Origin of the sequence: Paenibacillus flagellatus, from assembly GCF_003217775.1 — a bacterium.
GTDB classification, from domain to species: Bacteria; Bacillota; Bacilli; order Paenibacillales; family NBRC-103111; genus Paenibacillus_AB; species Paenibacillus_AB flagellatus.
Genome location: NZ_QJVJ01000002.1, coordinates 687,925 through 700,507 on the forward strand (window position 1 = coordinate 687,925; position 12,583 = coordinate 700,507).

9 protein-coding genes are annotated in these 12,583 nt (G+C 59.5%); 7 read left to right on the forward strand and 2 right to left on the reverse strand.

Annotation, left to right across the window (positions count from 1 at the left end; genetic code table 11):
- Window positions 1-198 precede the first annotated feature (198 nt).
- On the forward strand, window positions 199-1,581 hold the full coding sequence (gene gdhA, locus DLM86_RS06455) for an NADP-specific glutamate dehydrogenase (RefSeq protein ID WP_110839134.1): 1,383 nt from the start codon (window positions 199-201) through the stop codon (window positions 1,579-1,581).
- A 101-nt stretch (window positions 1,582-1,682) separates the two neighbouring features.
- Here the strand turns inward: gdhA and gltC are convergent, their stop codons facing one another.
- Window positions 1,683-2,591 carry a glutamate biosynthesis transcriptional regulator GltC gene (gltC, locus tag DLM86_RS06460; RefSeq protein ID WP_110839135.1) on the reverse strand — a complete coding sequence of 303 codons (909 nt, stop codon included), beginning with the start codon at window positions 2,589-2,591 and terminating at the stop codon, window positions 1,683-1,685.
- Window positions 2,592-2,834: 243 nt separating this feature from the next.
- Between gltC and DLM86_RS06465 the strand changes: the two genes are divergently transcribed.
- Together DLM86_RS06465 and DLM86_RS06470 are read left to right on the forward strand one after the other, a co-directional pair.
- Entirely contained in the window at window positions 2,835-4,436 is a 1,602-nt protein-coding gene (locus tag DLM86_RS06465; RefSeq protein ID WP_110839136.1) for a glycoside hydrolase family 26 protein, read from the forward strand.
- A 29-nt stretch (window positions 4,437-4,465) separates the two neighbouring features.
- Window positions 4,466-5,869 (forward strand): MFS transporter, encoded by a 1,404-nt coding sequence (locus DLM86_RS06470; protein ID WP_110839137.1) that lies wholly within the window; start codon window positions 4,466-4,468, stop codon window positions 5,867-5,869.
- Between the two features lie 227 nt (window positions 5,870-6,096).
- On the opposite strand, the gene DLM86_RS06475 is transcribed toward DLM86_RS06470, so the two are convergent.
- Window positions 6,097-6,981, reverse strand: coding sequence for a hypothetical protein (locus DLM86_RS06475; protein ID WP_146250164.1), 885 nt, complete (start codon window positions 6,979-6,981; stop codon window positions 6,097-6,099).
- A gap of 305 nt (window positions 6,982-7,286) precedes the next feature.
- On the opposite strand from DLM86_RS06475, the gene DLM86_RS06480 reads away from it, so the two are divergent.
- The 4 genes from DLM86_RS06480 to DLM86_RS06495 all read left to right on the forward strand — a co-directional run bounded on the left by DLM86_RS06480 (window position 7,287) and on the right by DLM86_RS06495 (window position 12,490).
- Window positions 7,287-9,074 carry a sensor histidine kinase gene (locus DLM86_RS06480; RefSeq protein ID WP_158289357.1) on the forward strand — a complete coding sequence of 596 codons (1,788 nt, stop codon included), beginning with the start codon at window positions 7,287-7,289 and terminating at the stop codon, window positions 9,072-9,074.
- Window position 9,075: 1 nt separating this feature from the next.
- A complete protein-coding gene (locus tag DLM86_RS06485) occupies window positions 9,076-10,581 on the forward strand; it encodes a response regulator (protein ID WP_110839140.1) in 1,506 nt (501 codons plus the stop codon).
- 96 nt (window positions 10,582-10,677) lie between these two features.
- Window positions 10,678-11,595: an ABC transporter permease gene (locus DLM86_RS06490; protein WP_110839141.1), complete on the forward strand. Its 918-nt coding sequence runs from the start codon at window positions 10,678-10,680 to the stop codon at window positions 11,593-11,595.
- A gap of 22 nt (window positions 11,596-11,617) precedes the next feature.
- The gene (locus DLM86_RS06495; protein ID WP_110839142.1) at window positions 11,618-12,490 is read left to right on the forward strand and encodes a carbohydrate ABC transporter permease; all 873 of its coding nucleotides are present in this window, start codon (window positions 11,618-11,620) and stop codon (window positions 12,488-12,490) included.
- The last annotated feature ends 93 nt before the right edge of the window (window positions 12,491-12,583 follow it).

Sequence of the window (12,583 nt, forward strand, 5' to 3'; positions counted from 1 at the left end):
AGGAAGCGGTCGTCATGCTGTGCCGGCCGTTATTACTGCGGTTTGGATGCCGTTTGAATCGGTCATCTCGAACCGGCATGAACTTCATCTCAATCGCGCATTGTTCATCGCACTCTGTTTGTTTAAGATAATTTCAATGGAAAACGCTGACGACATGTGGCAGGTTTTCGGGAAATCTTCAAGCGGAGGGAATACGAAATGTCCATTACGACTACGACGGAGCGGGAAAGCTTGACCGCCGCCCGAGCTTACGTACAGCAAGTATACGAGACGGTTATCGCCAGAAATCCTCACGAGAGCGAGTTTCACCAAGCGGTGAAAGAAATATTGGATTCGCTCGTCCCCGTATTCGAGAAGCATCCCCGTTACCGGGAGAGCGGCATTCTCGAGCGGATCGTCGAGCCGGAGCGCGTCATTTCGTTCCGGGTGCCGTGGGTGGACGATCAAGGCAACGTGAAGGTGAACCGCGGCTTCCGCGTTCAGTTCAACAGCGCCATCGGCCCTTACAAAGGCGGACTGCGGTTCCATCCGTCCGTCAATGCGAGCATCATCAAGTTTCTCGGCTTCGAGCAAATTTTCAAAAATTCGCTGACGGGCCAGCCGATCGGCGGAGGCAAGGGCGGCTCCGACTTCGATCCGAAAGGGAAATCCGACGGCGAGATTATGCGCTTTACCCAAAGCTTCATGACCGAGCTGTATAAATATATCGGCCCGGACGAGGACGTACCGGCCGGCGACATCGGCGTCGGCGCGAGAGAGATCGGCTACATGTTCGGCCAATACAAGCGCATTCGCGGCGGCTACGAAGCGGGCGTGTTGACCGGCAAAAGCGTCGTGTACGGAGGAAGCTTGACGAGAACGGAAGCGACCGGCTACGGCACCGTCTATTTCGTGGACGAAATGCTCCGCTCCAAAGGACTCGGCTTCGGCGGCAGCACCGTCGTCGTCTCCGGCTCCGGCAACGTTTCGATCTACGCGATCGAGAAGGCGCAGCAGTTCGGCGCGAAGGTCGTCGCCTGCAGCGACTCCAACGGCTACGTCTACGACCCGAACGGCATCAAGCTCGATACGGTAAAACGGCTGAAGGAAGTCGAGCGCAAACGGATCAGCGAATACGTGAAAGAGCATCCGACCGCGGAATACCATGAAGGCTGCTCGGGCATCTGGTCGATTCCGTGCGACATCGCGCTTCCTTGCGCGACGCAAAACGAGATCGACGCGGACGCCGCGAAGCTTCTCGTCGCAAACGGCGTGAAGGCGGTCGGCGAAGGCGCCAACATGCCGTCCACGCTCGAAGCGATCGACGTCTTCCTGTCGAACGGCGTTCTGTTCGGCCCGGCCAAGGCGGCCAACGCCGGCGGCGTCGCCGTATCCGCGCTCGAGATGGCGCAGAACAGCATGCGCTACTCGTGGACGTTCGAGGAAGTGGACGCGAAGCTCCACGGCATCATGAAGAACATTTACGAAAGCAGCGTCAAGGCTGCTCGTGAATACGGCTACGAAGGCAACCTCGTCGTCGGCGCCAACATCGCGGGCTTCCTGCGGGTGGCCGACGCGATGATGCTGCAGGGCGTCATTTGATAGCGGCTTCGGACTCATCTGCATATTCATCCCGTCAGGGAAACGAAAGAAACGGACGCCAAGGCGTCCGTTTCTTTCGTTAGGCAATGTCGCGGTATTCGTCATTCGTCGTTGAACCGGCCTACCGCGGCGAAATACGATTTCATAAACTCGTGGAACAGCTTCTCGGTCGGCGGAAGCTCCCGGTTCGCCGGCGTAATGACGCCGACGCTTCGCGATACTTGCGGGTGCTCGAAGCGGATTTTGACCGTGGACCGCGGGATGTTGTCGTTAAGCGTAATTTCCGGAAGCAGCGTCACGCCGAGCCCGGCCGCGACGAGACCCTTGATCGCCTCGATGTCGTCGCCTTCGAACGAGATGTTCGGGCGGAAGCCTTCGTTGGCGCACGCCTCGATGACGAGCTCCCGCAGGATGAACCCTTCCGGGAACAGCACGAACATGTCGTTGCGCAGCTGACTGAGCTTCAGGGCGGATTGGCCGGCCAGCGGATGGGCGGCGGGCAGCAGGGCGACGATCCGTTCGAGGAACAGCGTGTCTCCCTTGACCTGCTTCTCGTATTTGGGAACCGGGCCGATGAGCGACAAGTTCAGGCCGCCTTTGGCGACCAGGTCGATCAGCTCGCGGTAAGAGCCGTGCTGCAGCTGAAACTGGACGTGCGGGTACCGTTCGCGGAACGCGGAAATGACCATCGGCAGCGTCTGCGAAGCGAGACTGCTCGGAAAGCCGATGCGCACCGTTCCCCGCTCCGGATCCAAATATTCCTCGATTTCCTGCTGCGCCTTCTCGATCATTTCGAGCGCCCGCTCCATATGGCCGAGAAACAGCTTGCCGATCGGCGTCAGCCTCACTTTGCGGCCGTCGCGCACGAACAGGTCGACCCCGAGCTCGGCCTCCAGCTTGAAAATTTGCCGGCTGACGGCCGATTGCGCGACGTGCAGGACGTAGGAGGCCTCGGTGACGTGCTCCAGCTTGGCCACCTCGATAAAATATTGGATTTGCCTTAGTTCCACTTGATTTGTTCACCACCATTACTTGTCACAACGTGTAAGGTTTAACGCTTTCCCTATTGTACAACAAAACCGGGCGGCAAGGAAATATTCTTCATTCGTACCGGTATTATCGGAAATGAGCGGGCGCGAAGACGGGCGGTTCCGGCGACGATTACGGTCGTTCTTCGAAGGAACGTCTTCCTATATTCGAAACGGGCAAGTAGAATAAAGAAGAGATTCGGTTTCGAGGCGGGAGGATAACGGATGCGGCGAGCGTATGGACGGATGGCCGTCGTCGCGGGTTTGCTGGCGGCGGGCTGCTTGATCGGGTGGTCGATGTCGGAACGGGAAAACGACCGTCCGGGTAAGGCGGACGAAGCGAAGCCGACAGTCGGCGGGGACGAGAAGCGGGAGGCCGGACCGGATGGCGGCCCGCTGGCGTGGTGGGACGACCGGCTGCAGGCGGCGATCCGCGACGGGAACTGGCCGGTCGCCGCGGACTATGCGGCCCGGAAAGCGGCCTACTTTCGGAGCGAAAGCCGGGAGAAGGAAGCGGCGGAGTGGTACGCCGCGGCGGCGGACTATTGGGAGCGGGCGGGCGAGACGGCGGACAGGCGGTTTTACGATGAGACGCCGCCGCCGCCGGACGCCGTCACGATCAAGCCCTATGTCGGCTTGCCGGCCGCCGGTCCCCGGGCCCCCGCCAAGTTCGAGCCGTCGTCCGGCGTATACTTGGGCATGTTCGGCATTTTCGATTGGCCGTCGGTCGAGAAGACGTTCGGCCGCTACCATCCGATCGGCTTGACGTACGCCGGCTGGCGCAAGGACGAGAACGATACGCGCAACTATTTTCCGACCCGGCTCGTCAACAGCATCAAAGCGGCCGGCGGGGGCGCGATCCAGATCGGCTGGGAGCCGCAGTACGGGCTCGACCGCGTCCAGGACGACGACTACGTCAGGTCGTTCGCGCGCCAGGCGAAGGAAGCCGGCATTCCGATTTTTCTCCGGTACGCCTCGGAAATGAACGGAGCCTGGGTGCCCTGGTACGACGAGCCCGCCAAATACGTCGAGAAGTTTCGGCTCGTCGCCCGCATCATGAAGGAGGAGGCGCCGAACGTCGCGATGGTGTGGTCCCCTAACTTTTGGCCGAACGACAACATCGACCCGTACTATCCGGGCGACGAATACGTGGATTGGGTCGGCTTCTCGCTGTATTCGACGCCGTTTTTCGCCGGAACCGAAGATTTCAGCAAAAACCAGATCGATTACTTCGTCCCGCTGTACGAGAAATATGCGCACAAGCCGATCATGATCGCCGAAGGAGCCGTATCCCATCTGTACCGGAAGACGAACGCCAGCTATGCGAAGTGGGCGGAAGGGCAAATCGGCAACATGTACGGCTTTCTGCCGCGGATGTTCCCGCAGGTGAAGGCGATCACATATTTCAACATGAGCAAGGCGAGGACCGAAAGCTTGAACGGGGATCACGTCTACGACATGAAGGAGAACCCGCTCATGTTCGACATGTACCGCCGGCTGACCGGCGGCGGCGCTTTTTTGACCAAGGTGGAGCAGGGGGCGTCCGCGCGGGAGGCGGTCCGCTACGAGCCGCTCGAATCGGCGCCCGGCTTGGAGGGGAAGAAGAAGCTGTTCGTCTACGTGAAAATGCCGATGGATATCCAGCCCTATTCCGTCGCCGTCTTCCAAGGGGAACGCAGACTGGCGGTGTCGTACGAGATGCCGTGGGAGATCGGTCTCGACTTCTCGGCGCTCGACCCGGGGGCGACGCTGACGTTCGTCGCCTACGACGGAAAGCATGAAGAGATGGCCCGGAAGTCGTTCGTCTGGAAACGAACTTCAAATTAGCCGGAACCGGAAAGGAAGACGAGACGACCATGTCGACCGTACGAACGAACAAATGGGGCATTTTGCAAATCATCAATATGGGGACGCTCATCTCGACGCTGGACGTCGGCATCGTCAACGTGTCACTGCCGATCATGGCGGAGCAGTTCGGCGTATCGCTCGCGCAAATCCAATGGGTGGCCACCGTCTACCTGCTCACGATGGTCGCGCTGCTTCCTTTTCTCGGCAAGCTGTCGGACCGGCTGGAGCGCCGCACCGTGTACAGCTACGGCTTCCTCGTGTTCGGTATCGGCTCGCTCTGCATCGCGGTATCGCACGGGTTCGCCGCACTGCTGCTGTCGCGCGTGCTGCAAGGGATCGGCGCGACGATGATCATGGCGAACAGCCAAGCGATGGTGCGCCAAGTGTTTCCCGACCACGAGCGGGGGAGGGCGCTCGGCGTCAATGCGATCGTCATCTCGGCGGGTACGCTGTCCGGGCCCGCGCTCGGCGGTCTGCTGCTCGAAGTCGTCGATTGGCCGTGGCTGTTCTGGATCAACGTGCCGATCGCCCTGGCGGCGAGCCTGCTCGGCTTCCGCTGGTTTCCGCGCGGCCGGACCGAATCCGCCAAGTCCCGGTTCGACATCGTCGGCACCGTGCTGCTTGCGGCCGGAGCCTGTCTGCTCATGATGGCGGCCGAGTCGGTGAAAAACGGCTCGTCCTCCGGCGAGACGTGGGTGCTCGGTGCGGCCGGTGCCGCACTGCTCGTCGCGCTCGGAGTACAGGGCTCGCGCATCGATTACGGGATCGTCGACCGGGAGCTGTTCCGGTACCGGAAAGTATGGCTCGGCAATGCGAGCTCGTTTCTGATCAACCTGGCGCAGACGGCGACGCTCATCCCGCTGACGTTTTATTTGCAAGGCGAGCTCGGCTATTCGGCATGGGCGACCGGCGCCCTGCTTATGGCGCAGCCGCTCGTCATGGGCGTCGTCGCGCCGTTCGCCGGCTGGTTCCGGGACAAGTACGGCGGCGCGTTCCCGATTGCCGCCGGCGCGGCGTTTTGCGCCGTCTCGATGCTGTTCGTGGCGCTTCTCCCCGACGTGACGGCCGTCGGCATCGGCCTGCAGCTCGGCTTCTTCGGCGTCGGCCTGGGACTGTTCCACGCGACGAACAACGCCGAGATCATGAGCGCGGCACCGGCCGGCAAGAGCAGCTTGGCCGGCAGCCTGCTCGCGATGGTGCGCTACCTCGGGCAAATCGCCGGCATCGGCCTCGCGACGCTGCTCGTCGGCTCGATGGGGGCGCAGGGCGAAGCGGCCGGTGCGGCGGACGCCTCGTTCGGCACGCCGATCCGCGCGCTGTTCGGCGTCTGCTTCGTCCTGTGCCTGGCGGTCGCGCTAGCCGGCCGGCTGCTGCCGAGGGAGAAGCCGGAGCGGGTCCCCTTGTCGGGTTGAGCGTGCGGACGGCAACAAAAAAACGAGCCTGCGAAAGGCTCGTCAGCCTGTTGAAAAACCTCGACAGGCTCCTTTAACGGTCAATATCTTGAATGAATCACCGCATCCATGAAACGAAGCAGACCGCCTGTCCTATCGTTCCGATCGCCGCGGCGCAATAAACGGGACGAACGCCAGCCCCCTTGTTTTGCCGAACGGCAAGCAAGGGGGCTGCTTCGATGTTTCCGCTATTTCCAGGATAGCTGCGCGATGCTTACGCCGCGGTAAGGATATTCCGCGCTGGATATATACCAATCTCCCGCTTCATCCTGAAACACCTCAGGCGCATGAGCCGGCAAGGAAGCGATCGCTTCCTTGCCGTGGAAGTCGAACGGGTCGTCGGAGCAGTAGACGGACGTTCGGTTGTCGAACGGTCCGTTATGGCCGTCATAGATGCACCAGAACAAATAAAACAGATTGTCGCGGGCGATCAATACCGGCGATTCCAGCTCGCCGGGACGTTCCGTACGGAAGATGTCGACGGGGTCGCTCCAATGCAGCAGATCGGTCGACGTTCTCGCCCAAATCGCCGGCTTCGCGTAATAAACCATGATATAACGGCCGTCGCAAAAAATCACGTTCGGATCCCGCATTCCGCCGTCCTGGGAGAACAAAGCTCCCTTGGGCGTCCAACGGTACAAGTCCGACGATACGGCCAGCCGCATTTGATGCGGGCTGTAGAACATGTGATAAAGCCCGTCCTTCTCTACGATGAAAGGCGCATAAAACTCCTTTTCTTCCGAAGGCCTTTCCGACGGCGGCAACAGCTTGGGACAGTCCTGCCATGCGCCGTGCCGGAGATGCTCCCGCAGCGTCCCTGGGGGCGATACGGCATGAAACGACATCCATTCGCCTTCATGAATGTAGGCATCCGCCGGAGGCTCCGGATGCGTGATGCCGAAGGCGTGCCAACGGCCGTCCTTCCCTTTCAAAATCATATGATCGTTCGGCACCCAACGGTCGTAATAGCGTCCGGCGCGAAAGCTTTCCGAGTCGGGACCGGGAAACACGTCGCCGCGAGGTTGATAAACGTGAACGTATTCCGTAGAAATATATGGTATTTTCATATTCATATCGACTTGCTCCTTATGCTTTGATCGATTGGCCGTTGTCTTGCGGTTTCGTCACGCGGATTAGTCGGAATTCGTTTTCCGGCGGTTCTCATCCCCCCTTTACCGGCGTTCCCGGAATTTCCGTTCGCGTTCAATCTACCACGCGGTTTCAGGTGCAAGAAATGGACGGTTTTGCTCATTTCGGTGGATTTTCTTTGGGAATTGCGAAAAATGGTTATTCCGCCGCAATCGATCGGCTTATAATGTTGTTAATTCATGTCAGGGGACAAGTCCCGCCGTTTTCGGCAAACAAAGGGGGATGCTGCTTGATCCGCTACAAGCTGCGCGTTCAGATGGTGCTGTTCAATGTGATGATCGCGGTCGTTCCGATCATTTTCATCGGCTTCGTTTCCTATTCCGCCCACTACCACACCATGAAGCGGAGCATTTCCGATTCGGTCGACATCTTGTTCGCCCAGACGAACGGCCGCATCGAACAGTATTTCGACGAAATCAACGCCGTTTCCCGATCGGTCTTCCTGAACAAGGGCCTGCAGCAGACACTGCTGTCGGAACGGGACGAGTGGGTTCAGTTCGGTTGGCTACGGAACCACTTCAGCGCTTACTTGGAAGTGAACGCTTCGATCCAGGGTCTCTATTGGATCAAGCCAAATGAAAGCGTATTCAGTACAGCTTCGCTCATGACCGACGACGAGCTTCGGAGGGTGATCGGTCAATTGGATCCGGCCAGGCTGTCGAGCGGCGAGCTGATTTTCTCGGGGCCGATCGTGCAGAACGGCAAGCTGCTCGACTATTACCTAGCCGTGCGAACGGTGAAGTCGGTCATCCCGGCGAACTATTTGCAGGGGATCGGCATCGGCGTCATCGTCCTCGACCGGTCCCGGTTGGACGAAATCGTCGGGGACAGCCATCTGGACGCAAACTGGCAGATTTACGTCGCGGACCACCGCAACCGGATCATCGCGTCGACCGATCCCGGCAAGCCCGGACAGACGCTGGCCGACGAGCTTCTGGCGGTCAGGGACGGCGGGGAGCTGCTCGATATCGACGGCGTCTCTTCTATGGTCAAGGCAAGCCCGGTCAACAAGGCGGGCTGGAAGCTGGTCGCCGCCATCCCGGCGGATCTGTTGTTCGCGGAAGGCCGGGTTCTCAAAACGTATATTAGCCTGATCGTAGTCATCGTCTTCGCGATCGCCGTCGTCATGGCGCTCTTCTTCAATATCGTCATCACGCGGCCGATCAACGAACTGATCGACGCGTTCGCCCGGGTGGCGTCCGGCGATTGGAAGTCGAAGGTATGGTTTTCCAAAAAAAACGAAGTGACGCTGATGGCCGTTCATTTCAACAAAATGGTGAGGGAAATCCGCTCGCTGACCGAGCGGCAGGCCAATATCCAGCAGAAGCTGTACGAAGCCGAGCTGCAAAAAAAGCAATTCGAGCTGAACGGGCTTCAGGCGCAAATCAATGCCCACTTCCTGTACAATACCCTTCATTCGCTGCGGGGAATGGCCATGTCCCGCTCCGCGGACGCGATGGCGAGCCTGTCGGGCATGATCGGCAACCTCGTCGCCTACTTCCGCTATTGCAGCAGAACGGACGAGTACGGGACGGTCGGCGCGGAGCTGCAGCATCTCGAAACGTATTTGGCGATTCAGAAGGAGCGATTCGGCAAGCGGTTGAAAATCGTCGTCGATGCCGACGAGCGGCTCCGCTCGCAACGGATATTGAAGCTGCTCATCCAGCCGTTGGTGGAGAATGCGTTATTCCACGGCATCGAGAACAAGGACGGGAACGGTCTTATCCGAGTGGCGGTGTACCGGCAGGGCGGCGACGCGGTTGTGATCAAGGTGCTCGACAACGGCGACGGAATCGGGAAGGCCAAGGCCGAACGGCTGAGCCGGGCGCTTTCCGCCCCGGAAGAATCCGGCGCGGAGGAGCATTCGCCGGAGGACAAGCGAAGCATCGGCTTGCTGAACATTCACAAACGAATACGGCTGTACTACGGGCAGGAGTATGGTCTTTCGATCAAAAGCTGGGAACGGATCGGCACGGCGGTGCTGATGAAGCTGCCGTACGACAAGGAGGCGATATGACATGTACAACGTACTGATGGTCGACGACGAACGCTGGATATTGGAAGATTTGCGTCAGCTGGTCGATTGGGAGGCGCTCGGCTTCCGCATCGTCGCGGAAGCCGCATCGGGAACCGAGGCGGAGGTGATGTTCAAGCTGCATCGGCCCGATCTGATCGTAAGCGATGTCCGGATGCCGGGGCTGAACGGGCTGGACCTGTGCCGGAAGATCGGCGTTCGGAGAGCGGGGACGGTCATCGTGTTCATCAGCGCCTATGACGATTTCGAATACGCGAAGGAAGCGGTTAAGCTCGGCGCGTTCGACTATATGCTCAAACCGGTCAACCCGGCGGAATTGGCGGAGACGCTGGGACGGGTGGCGCGGCATCTGGAACGGGAGAAGCGCCGTGACGGGCAGCTGGCGGATTACGAGCGGAGCATGGCGTTCATCGAGATGATGGAGCGACGGGGAGAGCCCGGCCTCGTGCGAGAAACGCTGACGCAGCTCGGTGTTGCCGGAGAGGCGTCTTATCGGGTTGCGATCGTGAAGGCGGGGGAACGGACCGACGGCCATGCGTTCGAGCGGCTGCTGCGGGACTGGACGGCCTCGCTTCCGCCGAATGTGTCGGTCGCGGGGGCGAGACTGGGCAGCCGCACGTGGGCCTGCGTATTGAACGAGGCCGATGGGAGGCTCACCGTCGGCGGGTTCCGCGATTTGTGGCGGTCGTTCCGCGCCAAGTCCGGGCTTGATCGCGTGAGGGCGGGAGTCAGCTTGCACTTCCGCGATTTCGATGCGGTGAGGGAGGCGTATCGCCAGGCGGACATCATGGCGGATCAGCATTTTATCGACGGGCAGTGGGGGGTTCGCATCTATCGCAAGCAGGCCGGCCGCCGGTTCGACGATGTGTGGAGACGGATCGCGACGGCCGACCGGCACGGGTTGGACGCCGCACTGGACTTCCTGCGCCGCCCGCCGCGAACGGTCAATCTGGACGGAGCCGTCCGGCTGTACAACGCGATCGCGCTTCGCATCTCGCAGCTTCAGCAGGCGGCCGGAGAACCGGATGTGCTCGCGCCGGGCGACCTGACGCTGCTCTTCGCCGACATGGCGGATGCGGTCGGCGCATTGAGCGGACGTCTGCGGGAGGGAGCCGGCGAGAAATGGAGGAAGGCCGTCCATCACGTCGTGGTGGACGAGATGGTCGACGAAATCCGGCGCCGGTACGATCAGAAGCTGATGATCGGCGGCTTCGCCGAGCGCTACCATTTGAGCCCGAACTATTTGAGCCATTTGTTCAAGCAGGTGACCGGGGAGTCGTTCACGAGCCTGCTGGTCGGCGTACGGATGAGCAAGGCGGCCGAGCTGCTGGCGGATCAGCGGCTCGCTTTGCAGGAAGTGAGCGAAAGGGTGGGGTACGACGACTACTTCCATTTCAGCAAGCTGTTCAAGAAACACATGAGGATGACGCCGGCGGCTTATCGCAAATCGATCGCCGAATCGCGGACATCACCACACATAAGCACATAAACGCATCAAGTAACGCCATGTATTTCGAGGCGCCGGACCTCTAGAATGGGCTTACATACAGATCGGCCGTCAGGCCCAAGCTCGGAGGTCCGTACCATGTCGATATCGCGAAAGCCGCTGCCGCACAGGCTATGGCATTTTCGAACCGTGTACTTGATGCTTCTTCCGGCGTTGTTGTTTTACATCGTTTTTTGCTATGTTCCGATGTACGGCATTTTGATCGCCTTCAAGGATTACAAAATTTCCAAAGGCATCCTGGCCAGCCCTTGGATCGGCCTCGACATGTTCCGCACCCTTTTTGCGCTCGACAAGTTTTGGCAGGTGATGTTCAATACGCTGTACATCAACGTGCTGAAGCTGATCTGGGGTTTCCCCGCGCCGATCGTTCTGGCGCTGCTCCTCAACGAAGTGCGCCGGCGCTTGTTCAAGCGAACGGTGCAGACGATCATTTATTTGCCCCACTTCATTTCCTGGGTAACGATCGCCAGTATTGTAACCGCTTTACTTTCGATCAACGACGGATTGGTCAATAAGCTCATCGGGATGCTCGGCGGGGAGAAGATCGACTTCCTGACCAACAGCGACTTGTTCCGCCCGCTGCTCGTGGCGACGAACATCTGGAAGGAGGTCGGGTGGAGCACGATCATCTTCTTCGCCGCTATCGCCGGCATCTCCCCGGAGCTGTACGAGGCGGCCGTCATGGACGGCGCAGGCCGATGGAGGCAGGTGTGGCACATAACGCTGCCCGGGATCGTTCCGACGATCTCCATTCTGCTCATTCTGTCCATGGGCGGCATGATGACGGGCGGATTCGATCAAGTGTTCAACCTGTACAACCCGATGGTGTACGACGTAGGGGATACGATCGATACGTACATATTCCGGACCGGCATCGGGGAAGGCAAGTTCAGCATGGCGACCGCGGTCGGACTGTTCCTGAATGTCATCAACTTCATTCTGCTGTTCACGGTCAACAACATTTCCAGACGGATCAGCGGAATCGGCATTTACTGACGCCGAGGGAAGGGGGATTTCGATGAGAAAGAGCGCAGGCGAAACCTTGTTCGATTGGGCCAACTATTTGTTTTTGAGCGCGGTCGCGCTGGCGATGCTTTACCCGTTCTGGCACGTGCTCGTCCGCTCGGTGCTGCCTTACGAAGAAGCGATCCGATCGGCGATACACGTATTTCCCACCAAGGTGACCTTCGACGCGTACAAGTATGTCTTCACGAACGGCGGGCTGATGCGGGGGGTATGGATATCCTTGTTCGTGACGTTCGCAGGCACGGCGTATCAGCTGCTGATTACCGCCATGACCTCGTACGCCTTGACGATCAAGGCGCTGCCGGGCCGAAATCTGATCATCAGCATGATCGTCTTCACGATGTTTTTCGGCGGCGGACTCATTCCCTACTATTTGCTGATCCGAAGCCTGCATCTGGTAGACAACTTGCTGGTGATGATCGTCCCGGCCGCGATCAGCACGTTCAACATGATCGTCATGAAGACGTTCATGGATACGCTTCCAAAGGAGCTGGAAGAGTCGGCGATGATGGACGGGGCCGGTTATTTCAAGATATTCGTCCGGCTCATCATGCCGCTGTCCGTGCCGGTCATGGCCACGATCGGGTTGTTCATTGCCGTCGGGCAGTGGAACAACTGGATGACGGCGATGCTGTTCCTGAACAAGCGCGAGCTGTGGCCGCTGGCGCTGATTTTGCGGGACATTTTGATCGACAACAATACGGAGCTGACGAGACAGACCGGCTATACGAGCGACAGCTACTTGCTCGGCGAATCGATCAAGATGGCCGTCGTCATCGTTTCCGTCATTCCGATTGTGGCGGTGTATCCGTTCATCCAGAAGTACTTTGTCAAAGGGGTGATGATCGGCTCGTTGAAAGGGTAGCGGGAAACGGTAACCGCAGTCGGGCATTCGGCGTGGCAATTCGACGGAAGATGGGCGCCGAGGCACCGAAACGTGCTTCGTGGCGCATGACGA